The organism is Burkholderia sp. IO2 (assembly GCF_029522185.1).
Classification (GTDB): domain Bacteria; phylum Pseudomonadota; class Gammaproteobacteria; order Burkholderiales; family Burkholderiaceae; genus Burkholderia; species Burkholderia cenocepacia.
Genome location: NZ_JAKWFH010000009.1, coordinates 134,915 through 154,616 on the forward strand (window position 1 = coordinate 134,915; position 19,702 = coordinate 154,616).

The window sequence follows — 19,702 nt, forward strand, 5'->3', positions numbered from 1 at the left end:
CGAGGAAGCGGGCCGCGCTCAGCGGCCCTGCATCGCGCGCCGGTACGTATTCGGCGTCGTGCCGTGCGCGTCGCGAAAGCGATGGCTGAAGTGACCGGCGTTCGCGTAGCCGCAGGCGGCCGCGATCTGTGCGAGCGGCAGCGCCGTCGTGCGCAGCAGCTCGCGGGCGCGGGCGAGCCGTTGCTCGGCCACCCACGCGTGCGGCGCGCGGCCGAACGACAGCCGGAACATTCGCGAGAAATGGTATTCGGACAGCGCGGCAACCTCGGCGAGTTCACCGAGCGTCAGCGGCTGCGTGAGATACGTGTCGATGTAGTCGCGCACGCGGCGGCGCACGGCCGGCGCGAGCCCGCCGCGGAACGACGTATCGGTGCGCGTCGTGCTCTGCCCGCGCAACAGCAGGCTCAGCACGTCGTGCGCGGTCTCGTTCACGCGCAGCCGCTCGTCGGCATCGTCCCAGCCCTCCAGCGCGAGCGAGCGCAGCAGCGCGGCGACCCGGGCATCCTCGAAGTAGGTGCGATCGGCGAGCTTCAGCTCGCGTGGCTCGCGATCGAGCTCGCGGATCGCGCGCTGCGTGAAGTGCTCGGGCAGGAAATACAGGTGGACGAAATGCATTTCGCCGCGCACCCACCAGCGCGATTCATGGTCGCCCGGCAGCGCGCACAGCAGGCTCGGCGCGCCGTAGCGCGGCACGCGCTGGCGCTCGGTCCGGTAGCCGCCGTCGAGATAGCACGACAGCGTGTGGTGGCCGGGCTGCTCGTAGACCGTCTCGCTTTCGTCGGTGATCCGCGTCCATTCGGCGATCGCGAGATGGTCGCCGAGCCACGCGAAGCGCTCGAGCGTCGCGTTGGCGTCGGCGAGCGTGCGGCAGACCGATTGCAGGCCGAACGGCAGATCGCCGCCGGCCAGGGCGGCGGCGCGGTCGATGGGCGGGGCGCAGAGGGAGAAACTCATGATGCGCCGAGTATAAGCGGGCGCGCGGCGGCGCGTGCGGCGCGCCGAAAAAGACCGCAATTCCGGACAATCGGCACGCGCCGTGCGGCGGCATAGTCGGGATCCCGATTCACCCGATTTTCCGGATTGCCGCCATGAACCTGTCGCTTTATTTCGTCACCGTGCTGATCTGGGGCACCACCTGGATCGCGATCAAGTGGCAGCTCGGCTCGGTGCCGCCGCCCGTATCGATCGCGTGGCGCTTCTGGCTCGCGGCCGCCGTGTTGTTCGCGCCGCTGCGCGTGATGCGCCGGCCGGCGCGCCCGCCGCGCGAAGCGTGGCGCTTTCTCGTCGCGCAGGGCTTCGCGCTGTTCTGCCTGAACTTCCTGTGTTTCTACTACGCGGAGCAGGTCGTGCCGAGCGGGCTCGTCGCGGTGATCTTCTCGACCGCGCCGCTGCTGAACTCGATCAACGGGCGGCTGTTCATGGGCCGCCCGCTGCGGCCGTCGGCGATCGCCGGCGCGCTGCTCGGCCTGACCGGCATCGCGTGCCTGTTCTGGCAGCAGATGGCCGGCCATCTCGACGACCACGCGACCTGGACGGGGCTCGCGATCGCGTTCGCCGGCACGATGTGCTTCTCGGCGGGCAACCTGCTGTCGAGCCGGATGCAGTCGATGGGGCTGCACCCGCTCGCGACCAACGGCTGGGCGATGCTGATCGGCGCGGCGATCCTGACCGGCGGCAGCGCGCTGGCCGGGATGCCGTTCACGCCGGACATGAGCCCGCGCTATCTCGGCGCGCTCGTGTACCTGGCCGTGCCGGGCTCGGTGATCGGCTTCACCGCGTACCTGACCCTCGTCGGCCGGATCGGGCCGGAGCGCGCCGCGTACTGCACGGTGCTGTTCCCGATCGTCGCGCTGGCCGTATCGACGGTGTTCGAGGGCTACCAGTGGTCGCCGCTGGCGGTGATCGGGCTGCTGCTCGTGGTGGCCGGCAATCTCGTCGCGTTCGACCTCACGCGCCGGCTGTTTCTGCGCACGGCCTGATCGGGCCGCGCGGCCGCCGTACCCGGTCGACGGATGACGAAACGCCCGCATCGCGCGGGCGTTTTCTTTTGGCCCGGCGGCGGTGCGACGTTCGCGACCGGCCGCCGGGCTGCCGGGCACGGTGCCGGCGGGATCAGGCCGCCGCGCCGCTGCCCGCCACGCGCGCCTGCCGCTGGTACAGCATCATCGACAGCGCGACGCCCGCGGCGGCGGCCACCGCCGCGAACAGGAACACCTGCGGATAGCCGAACGCGCCCGCGACATAGCCGGCGAGCGGGCCGGTGATGCCGAGCGACAGGTCGAGGAACACCGAGTACGCGGACAGCGCCGCACCGCGGCTCGCGGGTGGCACGAGCGCGACGGCTTCGACGCCGAGCGCCGGGAAGATCAGCGCGAAGCCGAAGCCCGTGAGCGCCGCGCCGACGAGCGCGACGTGCGGCACCGGCGCGAGCCACAGCAGCACGAGGCCCGAGCATTCGAACGCGAACGACACGATCGCGACGCGGAAGCCGCCGTAGGTCTTGATCGTGTTCGCGAACAGCAGGCGCGCGCCGATGAACAGCGTGCCGAATACCGTCAGCGACAGTGCGGCGTTCGGCCAGTGGCGCGCCGCGTAGTACAGCGTGACGAAGGTGGCGATCGAGCCGAAGCCGGCCGACCCGAGCGCGAGGCCGAGGCCGTGCGGCAGCACGCGCGTGAACACGCTCGCGTACGACATCCGTTCGCCGTGCACGAGCGGCACCGGATCGATCAGGCGGGCGAGGTAGAAGCCGAGCGCGGCCAGCGCGATGACGATCACGCCGATCAGCGCCGGATTCAGCGTATGCGCGATCGCGACGCCGACCGGCGCGCCGAGCGCGAGCGCGCCGTAGGTCGCGATGCCGTTCCACGAGATCACCTTCGCGTTGTGCGCGACGCCGACCCGGCCGATGCCCCACAGGATCGCGCCGGTGCCGCACAGGCTTTCGCCGACGCCCAGCACGAGCCGGCTCGCGACCAGCAGCACGAGGCTCGCGACCGGCCAGTGCGCGAGCAGCAGCGCGACGAGCAGCAGCACGCCCGACACGCCGCAGCCGATCAGCCCGCGCAGCACCGTCTGCTTCGGCCCGAGCGTATCGGCGAGGCGCCCGGCGAGCGGCCGCGACGCGAGCGTCGCGAAGTACTGGACGCTGATCGCGCCGCCCGCGACGATCGCGGAAAAGCCGAGGTCGTCGTGGACGAAGCTCGGCAGCACCGCGAGCGGCAGGCCGATGGTCAGGTAGCAGATGAACGTGAAGCAGACGACGGACACGATTTGCAGCGTGACCGCGAGCCCGCTGCGCGGCGGTGTGGCGGAATCGGTTGACATGGGGTCGGAACGAATGGTGAAACGAACGGAAAACGGCGGAAAAGGGAATCGGGATTTTCCCATGGAACCGGTTTTCCCGCAGGTACCATTTAGTTAATCGAACCTTGTTCTGGCGGATCACGGACGGTCGCGGGCGACCAGGGCGGGCCCGGGCGCACCGTGCGACAAGGCTGTCGGCCGGCGCGGCGCGCATATCGCGGCAGTTATATGGGCCGCATGCGTGATGGGCTATGGGTTGCGGAATTTGACGGTGATAGCGTGCAAACTGTCAGAAAAACGTCGGTCGAGCGCTCCGCGCAGGCCGCCTTGCCCCCCATTTGAAGAACCATCGAGACATGAGTGAGCCGATTCGCTTCTACCATCGTCACGCGATCCGCGAAGTCAGCGGCGCGGACGTGACCCGCACCGTGCTGCAATACCTGCGCGAGGACGCGCATTGCACCGGCACCAAGGAAGGCTGCGCGGAAGGCGACTGCGGCGCGTGCACGGTCGTCGTCGGCGAGCTGACCGACGCCGGCGCGGTCGAGTTCAAGGCCGTCAACGCGTGCATCCAGTTCCTGCCGACGCTCGACGGCAAGGCGCTGCTGACGGTCGAGGACCTGCGCCAGCCGGACGGCACGCTGCATCCGGTGCAGCAGGCGATGGTCGACTGCCACGGCTCGCAATGCGGGTTCTGCACGCCCGGCTTCGTGATGTCGATGTGGGCGCTGTACGAGAAGCACGGCCACGAAGGCTGCGGCAGCGCGTGCGCGAAGGCGAAGGACGTGCCGACGCGTACCGAGATCGCCGACGCGTTGACCGGGAACCTGTGCCGCTGCACCGGCTATCGTCCGATCGTCGATGCGGCGGTGCGGATGTTCGACGCGGCCGGCGAAGGTGTGACCGGCGAAGGTGCGGCCGGCGAAGGCGCGCCGGCCCCGTCGGCGCCGGTCGACACGGCCGCGCTGGCCCGCACGCTCGCGTCGCTCAAGCGCGACGACACGTTCGACTACACGACGGTCGACGGTGCACGCTTCGCGGCGCCGCGCACGCTCGACGCGCTGGCCGCGCTGAAGGCCGAGCGTCCCGACGCGCGCATTCTCGCCGGCAGCACCGACATCGGCCTGTGGGTCACCAAGCAGATGCGCCGGCTCGACGATCTGATCTACGTCGGCCAGATCGCCGAACTGCAGCGGCTCGCGGAGCGTGGCGACTGGATCGAGATCGGCGCGGGCGTGACGGTCGAGAAGGCCTATGCGGCGCTGGCCGGCACGTATCCGGAGCTGACCGAGATGTGGAAGCGCTTCGCGTCGCTGCCGATCCGCAACGCGGGCACGATCGGCGGCAACGTCGCGAACGGCTCGCCGATCGGCGATTCGATGCCGGGACTGATCGCGCTCGGCGCGCGCGTGGTGCTGCGCGGCGGCGACACGGTGCGCGAGCTGCCGCTCGAGGCGCTCTACACGGGCTACCAGCAGAAGGACATGGCGCCGCACGAATTCGTCGTCGGCCTGAAGGTGCCGACCCGCACCGGCGCGCGCGAACAGCTGCAGTTCCGCACCTACAAGCTGTCGAAGCGCTTCGACTCCGACATCTCGGCCGTGTGCGCGGCATTCGCGTTCATCGCGGACGGCGACACGATCCGCGAGCCGCGCATCGCGTTCGGCGGGATGGCCGCGACGCCCAAGCGCGCGACCCACACGGAGGCGGTGCTCGACGGCGCGCAGTGGCACGAAGCCACCGCGCAGGCCGCGATGCAGGCGCTCGAGCGCGACTACCAGCCGCTGTCGGACATGCGCGCGACGAGCGCGTATCGGCTCGATACCGCGAAGAACCTGGTGTACCGGTTCTGGCTGGAGACGCGTCCGCACGACCCGCTGCCGCCGCAAGCCCTGAACGTGCGTGAAGTGGCCGCCGAAGCCGGCGCCGACGTTGCCGATGCATCGGCGCGCGTCTGAAGACGGAGAACACCGAACATGAACCAGCAAGCAGAACCGTTCCTGAGCACCCTCGACCCGCAAGCCGACGCCGCGCAGGTGCACGTGTCGCGCGCCCACGAATCCGCCCATCTGCACGTGAGCGGGCGCGCCACCTACACCGACGACATTCCGATCGTCGCCGGCACGCTGCACGCGGCGCTCGGGTTGTCGGCGAAGCCGCACGCGAAGATCGTGTCGATGAACTTCGACGCGGTGCGCGCGACGCCGGGCGTGGTCGCCGTGTTCACGGCCGACGACATTCCGGGCGTCAACGATTGCGGTCCGATCATCCACGACGATCCGGTGCTCGCGAAGGGCGTCGTGCAGTTCGTCGGCCAGCCGATGTTCATCGTCGTCGCGACGTCGCACGACATCGCGCGGCTCGCCGCGCGCCGTGCGCAGGTCGACTACGAGGAGCTGCCGGCGATCCTGACCGCGCAGGAAGCGCGCGCGGCCGAAACCTACGTGATCCCGCCGCTGAAGCTCGCACGCGGCGATGCGGCCGCGCGGCTCGCGGTCGCGCCGCACCGCGAGTCGGGCGAGATGCTGCTCGGCGGGCAGGAACAGTTCTATCTGGAAGGGCAGATCGCGTACGCGGTGCCGAAGGACGACGACGGCATGCACGTGTATTGCTCGACGCAGCACCCGAGCGAGATGCAGCACCTCGTCGCGCACGTGCTCGGCGTCGCGTCGCACAACGTGCTGGTCGAATGCCGCCGGATGGGCGGCGGGTTCGGCGGCAAGGAATCGCAGTCGGGCCTGTTCGCGTGCTGCGCGGCGCTCGCCGCGTGGAAGCTGCTGTGCCCGGTGAAGCTGCGCCCGGACCGCGACGACGACATGATGATCACCGGCAAGCGGCACGACTTCCATTACCGCTTCGACGTCGGCTACGACGACGACGGCCGCATCGACGGCGTCGCGCTCGACATGACGTCGCGCTGCGGCTTCTCGGCCGACCTGTCCGGCCCGGTGATGACGCGCGCCGTGTGCCACTTCGACAACGCGTACTGGCTCGGCGACGTCGACATCGCCGGCTACTGCGGCAGGACCAACACGCAGTCGAACACCGCGTTCCGCGGCTTCGGCGGCCCGCAGGGCGCGTTCGCGATCGAATACATCCTCGACGACATCGCGCGTTCGCTCGGCCGCGATCCGCTCGACGTGCGCTACGCGAACCTGTACGGCAAGACCGAACGCAACGTGACGCCGTACGGGCAGACGGTCGAGGACAACGTGCTGCAGGAGCTGCTCGGCGAACTCGAGACGACGAGCGACTACCGTGCGCGGCGCGCGGGCGTGCGCGCCTTCAACGCACGCAACACGGTGCTGAAGAAGGGCATCGCGCTCACGCCGGTGAAATTCGGCATCGCGTTCAACGTCACGCACTTCAACCAGGCCGGCGCGCTGGTGCACATCTACACCGACGGCTCGGTGCTCGTGAACCACGGCGGCACGGAGATGGGGCAGGGGCTCAACACGAAGGTCGCGCAGGTGGTCGCGCACGAGCTCGGCATCCGTTTCGGCCGGATCCGCGTGACGGCGACCGATACCAGCAAGGTCGCGAACACGTCCGCGACCGCCGCGTCGACCGGGTCGGACCTGAACGGCAAGGCCGCGCAGGATGCGGCGCGCCAGTTGCGCGAGCGGCTCGCGGTGTTCGCGGCGAAGCAGTTCGGCGACGGCAAGGTCGATGCGGCCGACGTGAAGTTCGGCAACGACGTCGTGTGGGTCGGCGGCCATGGCGTGCCGTTCGGCGAAGTGATCGCGAAGGCGTACCTCGCGCGCGTGCAGCTGTGGTCCGACGGCTTCTATGCGACGCCGAAGCTGTACTGGGACCAGTCGAAGCTGCAGGGCCGGCCGTTCTACTACTACTCGTACGGCGCGGCCGTGTCGGAAGTGGTGATCGACACGCTGACGGGCGAGATGCGCACGCTGCGCGTCGACGCGCTGCACGACGTGGGCGCGTCGCTGAACCCGGCGCTCGACATCGGCCAGGTCGAAGGCGCGTTCATCCAGGGGATGGGCTGGCTCACGACCGAGGAGCTGTGGTGGAACCAGGGCGGCAAGCTGATGACGCATGCGCCGTCGACGTACAAGATCCCGACGGTGAACGACACGCCGCCCGAGTTCAACGTGCGGCTGTTCCAGAACCGCAACGTCGAGGACAGCATCCACCGTTCGAAGGCCGTCGGCGAACCGCCGCTGCTGCTGCCGTTCTCGGTGTTCTTCGCGGTGCGCGACGCCGTGGCCGCGGTCGGCGACTACCGGGTGAATCCGCCGCTCGACGCGCCGGCCACCGGCGAGTCGATCCTGCGCGCGATCGGCGCGGTGCGGGCGGCGAGCGCCACGCGGGCAGGCTGACGTGAACGGGCCCGCTCGTCCACCGCATCCCGCGTCCCACGCGTTCGCCGCTGGCTGCGACGGCGCGTGCGGCAACGCGCGGCCGTCGAACCCGCCGTTCGCGCAAGGCACCGGCCAGCGCAACCGCGCGACCGGCGCGCCGGCGCCGATGCACGTCGTGCTGTTCGGCGCGGGACACGTCGGCCACGCGCTCGTCACGTTGCTCGGCGCGCTGCCGTGCGTCGTGCAGTGGGTCGACACGCGCGACGAGCTGTTCCCGGACGAATGTCCGCCGAACGTGCAGCCGGAGCCGACCGACACGCCGGAGGCCGTCGTCGACGCGGCGCCGCCCGGCGCGTACTTCCTCGTGATGACGCACAACCACGCGCTCGACTTCTCGCTCGCCGCGCAGATCATGCGGCGGCGCGACTATGCGTACTTCGGGATGATCGGCTCGCGCACCAAGCGCGTGAAGTTCGAGCGCCGGCTCGCCGCGCGCGGCGTCGATCCCGCGCGGCTCGTGGAGATGGTGTGCCCGATCGGCGTCGCGGGCATCGTCGACAAGGCGCCGGGCGCGATCGCGGTGGCCGTCTGCGCGGAGCTGCTGCAGGCCCGCTCGGGCATGCCGGTGGCCGCTGCGAAGGCAGTCGCGGCCGGGCGCGCACGCGACGATGTGAGTTGCATGCGATAAGACGCCGACCCCGCGCGGCCGGCGCACGGCCGCGCGTTTTTGCCTACACTGCACGGCAACGCGCGGCAGCGGGCCGCGCTTCATCTCAACGTGCACGCGCCCATGTCCGATCACTCCGTCTATCTCGACGCGCTCGACGCGAGCCTCGTCGCCATCGAGCGCTGGCTGTCCGGCGTCGATACCGCGCCGGCGGCGCTCGACGCGCTGCTCGCGGCGTTTTCCAGTGAATTCACGATGATCCTGACCGACGGCCGCGTGGTCGACCACGACGGCACGCGCGCGCTGTTCGCGAAGCTGGCGGGCGCGAAGCCGGGGCTGCGCATCACGCTGTCGGAGATTCGCGTGCTCGCGGCCGACGCAGCGCATGCGGTGCTCACCTATCTCGAAGCGCAGCACGCGGCAGCGGGCGAGCTGCCCGCGCGCCGCGCGACCGCCGTGTTCACGCGTGATGCGGCGGGCGTCGTGCGCTGGTCCCATCTGCAGGAAACCTTCTGCACGGCCTGAGCGGCCGCGCTGCCTGACCAGCCGCGCTTCACGCCGGCCGCGGCGTCAGCGCTTGCGCGTGCGGACGACCGTCAGCTCGTCGGACACGCTCTGCATCAGCGCGCACAGCCACGCGATGTCGGTCGGCCGATCGGGTTGCGGGTGCGTGAGCAGGTAGCTCTTGATGCGCGGGAACGGCACGGGCGGCGTGGCGACGACGAGCGGCAGCAGTTGCGCATAGTGGGTCGCGAAGCGGCGCGTCGTCGTGAAGATCAGGTCCGACTGCAGCAGCACCTGCGGCACGATGCCGAAGTACGGCAGCGTCGTCACGATGCGCCGCGTGAGGCGCGCGCGTGCCAGGCCGATCTCGATCGCGTTGCGCTTGTCGCCGGTGTACGGCGTCGGCGCGACGTGCGCGGCCGACGCGTACGCTTCGCGTGTGAGCGGTGCGCGGGCGAGCGGATGCGCGTCGCGCATCAGGCACACGATCGTGTCGGAGAACAGGTCCTGGCGTGCGAACTGCGGGTCGGGCTTCGGCCAGTTGCCGATCACGAGATCGAGCGCGCCCGATTCGAGCGCGCCCGCGTGGTCGAGCGCGGGATTCAGCGAATCGATTTCCAGATGGGCATGCGGCGCCGCGTCGCGAAAACGCTCGATCAGCGTCGGCATGAAGAAATCGTTCAGGTAGTCGGGCGCGGCGACGCGGAACGTGCGCCGCGCGGACGACGGATCGAAGTCGCCGTGCGGCGTCGCGATGAAGTCGACCTCGCGCAGCGCGCGCGACGCGGCTTCGAGCAGCGATGCGCCGTATTCGGTCGGCACCATGCCCGACTTGCCGCGCACGAGGATCGGGTCGTTCAGCGTCTCGCGCAGCTTGCGCAGCGCGGTGCTGATCGCGGGCTGGGTCTGGTTCAGCCGCAGCGCGGCCTGCGTGACGCTGCGCTCGAGCAGCAGCGTGCGCAACACGCGCACGAGCCAGATGTCGAGCGAGGCGGTACGGTCGTCGTCCATTCGTGGAGGGTGATTCGGGTGACGCGTAACCTTACCGCAGCCGCGCGTTGCCGTGCGTGATACCGGCCATCACGCACGTCCCTTCGGCAGCGTGCTGATCCGCTTGACCTCGCGCGATTCGAGCCAGTTCGGCGTGCGTGCGCAGTACAGCACCATCGGCAGCGCGTCCTCGCCCCAGAACAATTGCTGGTTCATCCAGAACGTCGGCACGCCGAACACGCCGAGCGCGATCGCGTCGGCCGTGTTGCGCGACAGCTGCGCAGCGGTTTCCTCGAATTCGATCAGCTCGTCGCCGTGGCCGACGCCGACGCGTTCGCACAGCGCCGCGAAGCCTTCCGGCGTCGACGGATCGTTGCCTTCGCGCCAGATGAAACGGAACATTTCCAGCACCGTGACGATATCGGCGCGCAGCGCGATCGCGAGGCGCAGCACCTTGTCGGAATCGAACGGGTGCGCGGGCGGCATCTTGAAGCGGATGCCGAGCTGTTCCGCGCGGAACAGCGCGTGGCGGTACGTGAACACGCGCTTGGCCGGCACGTCGGCGCTCGAGCGCTGGCCCCAGTGGCGCTGCAGGTCGGGCAGCGACACGGCCACCGGGTCGAACGGCACGTCCGGCCATTTGTCGTGCTGCTCGAGCAGCAGATACGAGAACGGCGACACGAAGTCGAAGAACCAGGCGGGTTGGGCGGTATCGAGGCCGGTTGTCATGTCGTTCTCCAGAAGGTGGGGCGTGCGGCGCCTGGCGGCGGCCTCCATGTTACGCGGCGGCACGCGCATGCAGCAATGATCGCGGATCGTCCGCTCACGCGGAACCGGGAGTCGCCCGGGGGGCGTCGCCGGCCGGCGGCGCGGGGTCGGTGCGCCCCTGTGGCGCGCTGCCGGCGCCGGGCGGGCCCGCCGGCGCGTCGTGGTCGTGCGCGGTGAGCCGTTCGCGCACGAAGCCGATGTGCTCGCGCAGCACGTAGAACTGTCCGGCGTACGCGAGCGGCATCTTCATCCGGTTCACGGCTTCCTCGATGTCGTCGAGCTCGTCGAGCAGCTGGACGCGCTCCTCCGCCGTATGTTCGCCGAGCGCGCTGCGCTCGAGCGCGATCAGCGCGCCGTACCACCGGTAGATGCGCGAGCGCACGCGCCAGCCGTACAGCGACGGCACGAGCCGCAGCCCCGGGATCAGCACGACGATCAGCGGCACGACCACCACCAGCAGCCGGTCGACGAGGCTCGCGACCCAGAACGGCAGCCGCCGGTACAGGAAGGTCTTGCCCGACTTGTAGTAGCGCGCGGCATCGTCCGACAGCGGGAAGCCGCGCGTGACGGACGACGGGAATTCACCGGCATGCTGCAGGATCGTCGCGTGGCCGTGCACTTCGCGCGCGGCCTCGATCAGCAGGTCGGACAGCGCGGGGTGCAGCGAGTCGCGCGCGACGAGTTCGATCGTCGGCGCGACCGTGTGGATGTCGGCGGGCGGCAGGTTGCGGCCGAGGTCGTAGACGCCCATCGGCAGCGTGATCGCCGTCAGGTACGGAAAGCGCCGCGCATAGGCCTCGGCCTGCGTGAACGAATACACGTGCACGCCCGGCGCGCGGAACAGCTTCGCCATCACCGGGATCTGCGTCGAGTCGCCGGACAGGAAGGCCGCGTCGATCTTGCCGTCGAGCAGCGCGGTCGCGGCGTCTTCGCCGGCGGTCGGCAACAGCTCGGTCGGGCCGCCCGGCACGATGCCGTTCATCTTCAGCAGCGCGAGGCTCAGTTCGCGCGCGCCGCTGCCTTCCGCGCCGAGCGCGAGCCGCTTGCCCTTGAAGTCGGACAGGCGCGCGACGACCGGGCCGCGGTACATGATCGCGAGCGGCACGTAACCGATGCTGCCGAGCGACACGAGATGCTCGTCGCGCTCCTTCGGGCCGATGCCGCTCTGCACGAAACCGACGTCGACCGGCGCGTTCGGGTTCGACAGCCGCGCGAGGTTCTGCGCGGAACCTTCGGACGATTGAACGTCGAGCGTGACGCCGTTTTTTGCGAGGATCGCCTTGTATTTCTGCGCGGCGTTCCAGTACGTGCTGCCGGGCGGCCCGGACGAGATCACGAGCGTGGACGGCGGCGCCGGCTGGATCAGCTTGACCGCGAGCCAGACGGCCGCGCCGGCGAGCAGCACGGTCGGGCCGATCGACAGCGCGAGGTCGCGCCACGAGACGGCGACGAAGCGGGCGAGGATGCGGCGCGGCGGGCGAGGGCGGGCAGGCTTCATGGGATCGGCGGATGACGCTGGCGTGACGCATCGGTGACGGTCGTCGCGGGACGACGCGGATTCTCGCGGCGATGGTAACCGGTTTCTCCGCGCATGCGCGAGTCGGGCGGGCTCGCGCGGCTGCGCGGCGACGGCGGCGGGCGCCGCCGCGTCAAAAACTTTGCGCTTCCGCGGGCGCTGGATTACATTGTGCGACGCAGCCGCGCCCGATTCGCGCGCGACCCGGCACGTGATGAGACCGGGCGCGTCCGGCCGGCGGCTGTCCGGCCCGGCCGGCCCGCTTTCGCGTGCGCCGGCCGCCGGCCCGTGACGCCTCTCTCGTATCGCCGTGGAAAACACCGGCTGTCCCGCCCGTTCGCGCGCGGGCCGGCTGTTTTTGGGGGTATCCGGCCGTACTGTGCACGGCCGTTCCGGAGTGATAAGGAGATAGCATGAAGTCGATCGTGTTGAGAGCGTTGGGCGTCGCCGTCGTGGCGGCCTGTCTGTCGGGCAGCGTGTATGCGCAGTCGAGCGACGCAGCGGCAACGGAAGCGCCGGCGGCCGCGACGAGCGCGCCGAAGGCCGCCGCGAAAACCGCGAAGAAGGCGAACCGCAAGCTCGGCTACGCGGTGCGCAAGGCCATTACGAAGGCCGGCGGCATCGACGTGGCGAACATCGTCGTGCGCTCGAAGGGCGGCGCGATCTCGCTGGAGGGCACGGTGCCCGACCAGGCACAGATCGACAAGGCGGAAGAGGCGGCCAAGAGCGTGAAGGGCGTGACGTCGGTCTCGAACAAGCTGACGGTGCAGCAGCAGTAACGCCGGGCGGCGGCGCGCGAGCGCCGCGCACGCCCGTTCCAGGCGGGCCCCGGCATGCCGGGGCCCGTTTGCGCTTCAGAGGCCGAAAGCCGCGTGACGCGGCGGCGGACCGATAACGATATCGAGAGGGCGGCGATGACGAAGCTCGGGTGGGGCAGGCGGGTGGTGTGGGGGGCGGCGCTGGCCGCGGTCGCGATGCTCGGCGCCTGCAACGGCGACGATTCGGCCGAGCGCAACCGGTTGCCCGGCTTCGTGGCCGGCAGCGTGCGCACGACGGCCTACGACGGCGCGAGCGACGACCTGCTGACGGCCGGCCTCGGCAAGACGGGCCTCGCCGCGGCGAGCGCGCCCGGCTTCGCGAACCCGGCGCGGCCGACCAGCGCGGAATTGCGCCGCCTCGCGATCTGGTCGAACTACCGCGCGCTCGTCGACATGAGCGCGAACGGCGGCTACGGCCGCTTCTGGGGGCCGAACGTCGACCTCGACGGCAACGATACGCTCGGCGAAGGCAAGATCGCCGGCGCCGAATATCTCGCGTACGCCGATGACGGCAGCGGCACGAAGAACGTGACGCTGCTCGTGCAGGTACCCGCCCGCTTCGATCCCGCGCAGCCCTGCGTCGTCACCGCGACGTCGTCCGGCTCGCGCGGCGTGTACGGCGCGATTTCCGCGGCCGGCGAGTGGGCGCTCAAGCGCGGCTGCGCGGTGGCCTACAACGACAAGGGCGGCGGCAACGGCGCGCATGAGCTCGGCTCCGACACCGTCACGCTGATCGACGGCACGCTCGCCAACGCGGTGCTGGCCGGCACCGCGAGCCTGTTCACCGCGAACGTGACGAGCGGCGATCTCGCCGCGTTCAACAGCCGTTTCCCGAACCGCTACGCGTTCAAGCACGCGCATTCGCAGCAGAACCCGGAGCAGGACTGGGGGCGCGCGACGCTGCAGTCGGTCGAATTTGCGTACTGGGCGCTCAACGAGCAGTTCGGACCGGTGATCGACGGTACGCATCACGGCGTGCGCTATCGCGCGGGCGACATCACGACGATCGCCGCGTCGGTCAGCAACGGCGGCGGCGCGTCGCTCGCGGCGGCCGAGCAGGACAGCCGCGGCTGGATTACCGCGGTCGTGGTCGGCGAGCCGCAGATCAACGTGCGGATGGCGCCGAATGCGGTGGTCCGCGCGGGTGGCCAGCCGGTGCCGTCGTTCGGCCGGCCGCTGGCCGATTACGCGACGCTCGCGAACCTGCTGGAACCGTGCGCGGCCGCGTCGGCGTCGCTCGCCGGCGCGCCGTACCTGAGCGCGCTGCCGGCCGCGACCACGCAGTCGATCCGCACGCAGCGCTGCGCGACGCTCGCCGCGGCCGGGCTGGTGGCGGGCGCCGACACGCAGAGCCAGGCGGCCGACGCGCTCGCGCAGCTCCACGCGGCCGGCTATCTGGCCGATTCCGACCTGTTGCAGGCGTCGATGTGGGATTCGCAGGCGATTCCCGCGATCGCGGTCACCTATGCGAACGCGTACACGCGCTCGCGCGTCACCGACAACCTGTGCAACTTCAGCTTCGCGACGACGAACCCGGCGACGGGCGCGGTCGCGCCACCCGCCGCGTCGCCGATGCCGGCCGTGTTCGGCGCCGGCAACGGCGTGCCGCCGACGGCCGGCATCAATCTCGTGTTCAACAACGGCGCCAGTGTCGACCACCGGCTCGCGACGCCCGATGCGAGCTTCGCGGGCGCGCTGTGCCTGCGCCAGCTGTGGACCAACGGGATGCTCGGGATGCCCGCGAACGTCGATGCAGTGCGCGTGAACGCGAACCTGCACGGCAAGCCGGCGATCATCGTGCAGGGCCGCAGCGACGCGCTCGTGCCGGTGAACCACGCGTCGCGTGCGTACGTCGCGCAGAACGGCATCAGCGAAGCCGGGCGCAGCCAGCTGGTGTTCTACGAGGTGACCAACGGCCAGCACTTCGACGCGTTCCTGTCGGTGCCGGGCTTCGACACGCGCTTCGTGCCGGTTCACTACTACAACGTGCAGGCGTTGAACCTGATGTGGCAGCACCTGAAGAACGGCGCGCCGCTGCCGCCGTCGCAGGTGATCCGCACGGTGCCGCGCGGCGGCACGCCGGGCGCCGCGCCCGCGCTGACGAGCGCGAACCTGCCGCCGATCTCGGCCGCGCCGGGCGCGAACGCGATTTCCGTCGGCGCCGGCACGATCGACGTGCCGCTCTGACGGCCGGGCCGTCGCGCCCCCTCCCGCCAGCCGGACAGTCGTCCGGCTTTTTTATCGACGTCGCCTGGAATCGGTCCCGTACTGCCTTCCATCCGAATGGCGAGCGCTGTAACAAATTATTACTTTACGGCGATAAATCCGGAACCTAATATGCGCCGGTATTTTCACTTAATTTAATAAATTACTGATACGAGAATATTCCTTTCCGTTTAGTTAATCGATCCTTTCGGTTTTATTCAATCTGCTCGAGTCGCGATTGATCGCCGTTTCGCGATTAATCGGTGTCTCGCCGACGGGAATCGTTCGTCCGTTCGAAGTGAAGGCGCCCCAGTGGGCGGGCTTCACGGGGTGATTCTTTGTCATCGATTTCGTGCGCGTGCGAATTCGAGAAATGAATTCATATTGCCGCGAACCGTTGAATGGTCGTTTGCAATGGAATTGATTCCATTGTGCGGTTGCAAAAGCATGGGTGGGGTAAATCGTGCCGGTCGGTATGCGCCGATCCGGTAAAAAACTCGGAGTGCGTCGCATAACGAATGCATTCCTGGTGCGGAGCGCCGGCGCAAATGATCCTTTGCGACCGGCGGTATTTATCGTTCTGTTCGAGAGGCAATAATGACGACACGGAAGTCCTTGAAAGACGGTTTCGCGCTATTCGGAACGACCTTGAGCGTACCGCTCGCCGCCGCGGCGGCCGCGGCGCTGCTCGTCACGGGGTGTGGCGGCGACGACGGGCCGAGCCCGAGCGCGGCGGCCGCCACCGCGGCCGCGACGTCCAGCGGCAGCACGTCGGCCACCGCCGACGCCACGACCGCCACCGCGGCCGACCAGCCGTACGTCGACACCGACGTGTACGGCACCGGGCCGAACGACGCGGTCACCGACTCGACGGAAGGCGCGGCGGTCGTGCACCGGCAGGTCGCGATCGGCGGCAAGACGATCAAGTACACGGCCACCACCGGCCACCTGACGACGATCGATCCGATCACGTCGGCGCCGAACGCGAAGATGTTCTACGTCGCGTACACGCAGGACAATCCGGACCCGTCGAAGCCGCGCCCGGTCACGTTCTTCTACAATGGCGGCCCCGGCTCGTCGTCGGTCTACCTGCTGCTCGGCTCGTACGGGCCGAAGCGCCTGCAGTCGTCGTTCCCCAACTTCACGCCGCCCGCGCCGTACAAGCTGCTCGACAACCCGGACAGCCTGCTCGACCGCACCGATCTCGTGTTCATCAACCCGGTCGGCACCGGTTACTCGACGGCGATCGCCCCGGCGAAGAACAAGGACTTCTGGGGCACCGACCAGGACGCGCGCTCGATCGACCGTTTCATCCAGCGCTACCTGACCAAGTATTCGCGCTGGAATTCGCCGAAGTTCCTGTACGGCGAGTCGTATGGCACCGCGCGCAGCGCGGTCGTGTCGTGGGTGCTGCACGAGGACGGCATCGACCTGAACGGGATCACGTTGCAGTCGTCGATCCTCGACTATGCGAACGCGCTGTCCGCGCCGGGCACGTTCCCGACGCTCGCGGCCGACGCGTTCTACTGGAAGAAGACGACGCTGAACCCGACGCCGACCGATCTCGACGCGTACATGGTCCAGGCCCGCAACTACGCGGACAACACGCTCGCGCCGCTCGCGCAGAAGCCGAACCCGCAGGACGGCGGCTTCGTGAACGTGCGGCTGAACCTGAAGCTCGCGACCGCGCAGCAGATGGGCGCTTACATCGGCACGGACCCGACGTCGCTGATCCAGACCTTCGGCAACCCGGCCGCGCTCGGCAACGTGCCGTCGTCGGACGACAACCCGCCGTACACGTTCTTCCTGACGCTCGTGCCGGGCACGCAGATCGGCCAGTACGACGGTCGCGCGAACTTCACGGGCAAGGGCATCGCGCCGTACATCCTGCCGAACTCCGGCAGCAACGATCCGTCGATCACGAACGTCGGCGGCGCTTATACGGTGCTGTGGAACAGCTACATCAACACCGACCTCAAGTACACGTCGACGTCGTCGTTCGTGGACCTGAACGACCAGGTCTTCAACAACTGGGACTTCAGCCATATCGACCCGACCGGCGCGAACAAGGGCGGTGGCAATACGCTGTACACGGCCGGCGACCTGGCGTCGACGATGAGCGTGAACCCGGACCTGAAGGTGCTGTCGGCGAACGGCTATTTCGACGCCGTCACGCCGTTCCACCAGACGGAGCTGACGCTCGCGCAGATGCCGCTCGATCCGACGCTCAAGGCGCAGAACCTGACGATCAAGAACTACCCGTCGGGCCACATGATCTACCTGAACGACGCGTCGCGGACCGCGCTGAAGGGCGATCTCGCCAGCTTCTACGACGGCATCCTCGCGAACCGCACCGCGCTGCAGCGCGTGCTGAAGCTGCAGGCGCGCACGCAGCAGTTGAAGCAGCAGAAACTGCAGCAGCAGGGGCAGTAAGCGCGGCGGGCGGCGGGTGGTGCCCGCCGCGACGCGACGAAAAAGTGCACTCGCGCAATGCGGGCCGGTGCTTCCGGTCTCGTGCGTTGGTGGCGTCGCTGTTGTTCCAGATGCCCCGTGAGTCATGGACTCCCGGGGCATCGGTTTTTGTGTTCGACGGGCGTCGCCCCGGAAGTTGCGGGTGATGGCACACTTAATCCTCGAAATAGGGATTGATATCCCTCTATTGAGGATTAGGTGAAAAATCCTCATAATGAGGACAGTCATCCCCGATCCAAGGATTTTTGTGGGCGTCGCCGACTTTCTCCTCACACCCGGTATGCAACGTGTGCTGGGTGCCACGCTGCTAGAACCCGACTGCTGCTTTACGCTGCAGGAATTGCTGCGTCTGGCAAGCAGTGGACACGGCAGCGCTCAAAAGCAGATAGACCGGCTGATTGAGGCCGGCGTACTCAAGGAGGACGCGCGCCGAGGCCGGCAGCGGAGCATCCGCGCAAATACGGACTTCGTCCTCTATCCGGAACTCGTCGAGATCGCGCGAAAGACGTTCGCTGTCGCGGAGCCGTTGAAGGACGCCTTGTTGCCTTTTGCCGGGCATATTTCCACGGCCTTCGTGTTTGGCTCGGTGGCCAAGGGTACCGACAGCAGCCGAAGCGACATCGACCTGATCGTCATCGGCGACGCCCAACTTCTCGAGCTATCCGAAGCCTTGCACGCGGCCGAGCATGATCTGCGGCGTCCCATCAACTTCTCGTTGTACGAACCTGCCGAATGGGCCGCGCTGGTCGATAGCGATCCCGTTATCGCGCAGATCGCCCAGGGCCCGACTTTGAGGATTCTGTGATGCCGCGTCCGACCGAATACGAAAACCTCGTCAAGACGAGAGCCTTCGAGGCGGTTGCGCCGACGCCCGGGGCAATCGCGGGCTTCCTGCGCAATGCGGAGGACTACAAGGCCACTGCCGACGAACTGGATCCCACCCGGCATTTGCAGGTATTTACCTTGGCCTACGAAGGCTACTTCCAGCTCGTACAGGCTGTTCTCGAGTTCTACGAGGTGAGGGCCAAAGATGCCGGCCGCAATCTGGCTATCCAGCGCGTTTCCACCTCGTTGGGTGTGAGCCCCCCGGAATTCGCCTTCATCACGAAGGCCCACGAGCGACGCAACGGCACGTCGTACGTTTCGCCGTTTCCGCCGGTGTCGAAAGCCGAGGCCGCCACCATGCTGGGCATCCTGGAGAAATACCTGCCTATTGCACGTGCGCTGACCGGTATGTCGTGAAACCGCTTGGTCGTCCGTCAAGACAGGCGACAGATGGTTGTGGGGGGTACTCACTGAGGCGGCGTTTTTCGGCAGGCGTGAGAGGCTGGTTACGCCAGCACGAGCCGCACGCCGACCGCGACGAGCGTCGCGGCGAGCAGGTTGCGCAGCAGCCGCTCGGGCGCGCGCGCCGACAGCAGGCTGCCGAGCACGATGCCGGGCAGCGAACCGAGCAGCAGCGACAGCAGCATCGACCAGTCGACCGAGCCGAGCAGCCAGTGGCCCATGCCCGCGACCAGCGTGAGCGGCACCGCATGCGCGATGTCGGAACCGACGATGCGGGTCGTCGCGAGCAGCGGATACAGCAGCAGGAGCACGGTCACGCCGATCGCGCCGGCGCCGACCGACGTCATCGACACGAGCACGCCGAGCACGGCGCCCGTCAGCACGGTCGACCACAGCGTGCGTGCGGGGCTCGGCGCGAGTGGGTTGCGCGCGGCGAATGCCGTGAGCTGCGGCCGGAAGATCAACGCGAGCGACGTGAGCAGCAGCGCGACCCCGAGCACGAGCTGGATCATCCGCGCGGTGCCCGGCGTGTTCATCCCGTGCGTGTGCAGCCACCACAGCGTGAGCGCCGCGGCCGGCACGCTGCCCGCCGCGAGCCGGCCGGTGATGCGCCAGTCGATCGAGCCTTTCAGGCCGTGGACCAGCGTGCCGGTGGCCTTGGTCGCGGCCGCGTACAGCAGGTCGGTGCCGACCGCCGTCGCGGGGTGGACGCCGAACAGCAGCACGAGAATCGGCGTCATCAACGAACCGCCGCCGACGCCCGTCAGGCCGACGAGAATGCCGACGAACAGGCCGGACAGGGAGTACAGCAGATCGATATGGGGAAGCGACATCGGAAGCAGGCGGT

At 68.9% G+C, this 19,702-nt stretch carries 16 protein-coding genes; 10 read left to right on the forward strand and 6 right to left on the reverse strand.

The features are described from left to right. Nucleotides 1–18 precede the first annotated feature (18 nt). Nucleotides 19–954: an AraC family transcriptional regulator gene (locus tag MMB92_RS08150; protein ID WP_006484916.1), complete on the reverse strand. Its 936-nt coding sequence runs from the start codon at nucleotides 952–954 to the stop codon at nucleotides 19–21. A 134-nt stretch (nucleotides 955–1,088) separates the two neighbouring features. On the opposite strand from MMB92_RS08150, the gene MMB92_RS08155 reads away from it, so the two are divergent. Further along, nucleotides 1,089–1,979 carry an EamA family transporter gene (locus tag MMB92_RS08155; RefSeq protein WP_277562633.1) on the forward strand — a complete coding sequence of 297 codons (891 nt, stop codon included), beginning with the start codon at nucleotides 1,089–1,091 and terminating at the stop codon, nucleotides 1,977–1,979. A gap of 133 nt (nucleotides 1,980–2,112) precedes the next feature. Here the strand turns inward: MMB92_RS08155 and MMB92_RS08160 are convergent, their stop codons facing one another. Then, nucleotides 2,113–3,327, reverse strand: coding sequence for an MFS transporter (locus MMB92_RS08160; protein WP_077055908.1), 1,215 nt, complete (start codon nucleotides 3,325–3,327; stop codon nucleotides 2,113–2,115). A 335-nt stretch (nucleotides 3,328–3,662) separates the two neighbouring features. Here MMB92_RS08160 and xdhA point away from each other — a divergent pair, with 335 nt between their 5' ends. The 4 genes from xdhA (at nucleotide 3,663) to MMB92_RS08180 (ending at nucleotide 8,820) form a co-directional block, all read left to right on the forward strand. Beyond that, nucleotides 3,663–5,264, forward strand: coding sequence for a xanthine dehydrogenase small subunit (gene xdhA, locus MMB92_RS08165; protein WP_277562634.1), 1,602 nt, complete (start codon nucleotides 3,663–3,665; stop codon nucleotides 5,262–5,264). Nucleotides 5,265–5,282: 18 nt separating this feature from the next. Next, entirely contained in the window at nucleotides 5,283–7,646 is a 2,364-nt protein-coding gene (gene xdhB / locus MMB92_RS08170) for a xanthine dehydrogenase molybdopterin binding subunit (RefSeq protein ID WP_277562635.1), read from the forward strand. Nucleotide 7,647: 1 nt separating this feature from the next. After that, nucleotides 7,648–8,316, forward strand: a complete 669-nt coding sequence (gene xdhC, locus MMB92_RS08175; protein ID WP_277562636.1) for a xanthine dehydrogenase accessory protein XdhC — start codon at nucleotides 7,648–7,650, stop codon at nucleotides 8,314–8,316. Between the two features lie 102 nt (nucleotides 8,317–8,418). Continuing rightward, nucleotides 8,419–8,820: a hypothetical protein gene (locus MMB92_RS08180; protein WP_006496695.1), complete on the forward strand. Its 402-nt coding sequence runs from the start codon at nucleotides 8,419–8,421 to the stop codon at nucleotides 8,818–8,820. 45 nt (nucleotides 8,821–8,865) lie between these two features. Here the strand turns inward: MMB92_RS08180 and MMB92_RS08185 are convergent, their stop codons facing one another. The 3 genes from MMB92_RS08185 to MMB92_RS08195 form a co-directional block, all read right to left on the reverse strand. Further along, entirely contained in the window at nucleotides 8,866–9,810 is a 945-nt protein-coding gene (locus MMB92_RS08185) for a LysR family transcriptional regulator (RefSeq protein WP_006484931.1), read from the reverse strand. A 69-nt stretch (nucleotides 9,811–9,879) separates the two neighbouring features. Then, entirely contained in the window at nucleotides 9,880–10,518 is a 639-nt protein-coding gene (locus MMB92_RS08190) for a DsbA family protein (RefSeq protein ID WP_006496694.1), read from the reverse strand. A gap of 94 nt (nucleotides 10,519–10,612) precedes the next feature. Further along, nucleotides 10,613–12,055 carry a TAXI family TRAP transporter solute-binding subunit gene (locus MMB92_RS08195; protein WP_034200941.1) on the reverse strand — a complete coding sequence of 481 codons (1,443 nt, stop codon included), beginning with the start codon at nucleotides 12,053–12,055 and terminating at the stop codon, nucleotides 10,613–10,615. Nucleotides 12,056–12,486: 431 nt separating this feature from the next. Here MMB92_RS08195 and MMB92_RS08200 point away from each other — a divergent pair, with 431 nt between their 5' ends. From MMB92_RS08200 to MMB92_RS08220, 5 genes are all read left to right on the forward strand, one after another. Beyond that, nucleotides 12,487–12,852, forward strand: a complete 366-nt coding sequence (locus tag MMB92_RS08200) for a BON domain-containing protein (RefSeq protein WP_124550304.1) — start codon at nucleotides 12,487–12,489, stop codon at nucleotides 12,850–12,852. A 135-nt stretch (nucleotides 12,853–12,987) separates the two neighbouring features. Further along, a complete protein-coding gene (locus MMB92_RS08205; RefSeq protein WP_277562637.1) occupies nucleotides 12,988–15,078 on the forward strand; it encodes a D-(-)-3-hydroxybutyrate oligomer hydrolase in 2,091 nt (696 codons plus the stop codon). 615 nt (nucleotides 15,079–15,693) lie between these two features. Continuing rightward, nucleotides 15,694–17,529, forward strand: a complete 1,836-nt coding sequence (locus MMB92_RS08210; protein WP_048986311.1) for a peptidase S1 — start codon at nucleotides 15,694–15,696, stop codon at nucleotides 17,527–17,529. A 253-nt stretch (nucleotides 17,530–17,782) separates the two neighbouring features. Continuing rightward, the gene (locus MMB92_RS08215) at nucleotides 17,783–18,373 is read left to right on the forward strand and encodes a nucleotidyltransferase domain-containing protein (protein WP_346828516.1); all 591 of its coding nucleotides are present in this window, start codon (nucleotides 17,783–17,785) and stop codon (nucleotides 18,371–18,373) included. Beyond that, on the forward strand, nucleotides 18,373–18,810 hold the full coding sequence (locus MMB92_RS08220; RefSeq protein WP_277562639.1) for a hypothetical protein: 438 nt from the start codon (nucleotides 18,373–18,375) through the stop codon (nucleotides 18,808–18,810). The genes MMB92_RS08215 and MMB92_RS08220 overlap by 1 nt, the downstream gene beginning before the upstream one ends. A gap of 89 nt (nucleotides 18,811–18,899) precedes the next feature. Here MMB92_RS08220 and MMB92_RS08225 read toward each other — a convergent pair whose 3' ends face one another. Continuing rightward, nucleotides 18,900–19,688, reverse strand: coding sequence for a sulfite exporter TauE/SafE family protein (locus MMB92_RS08225; RefSeq protein ID WP_043205476.1), 789 nt, complete (start codon nucleotides 19,686–19,688; stop codon nucleotides 18,900–18,902). Nucleotides 19,689–19,702 lie beyond the last annotated feature (14 nt).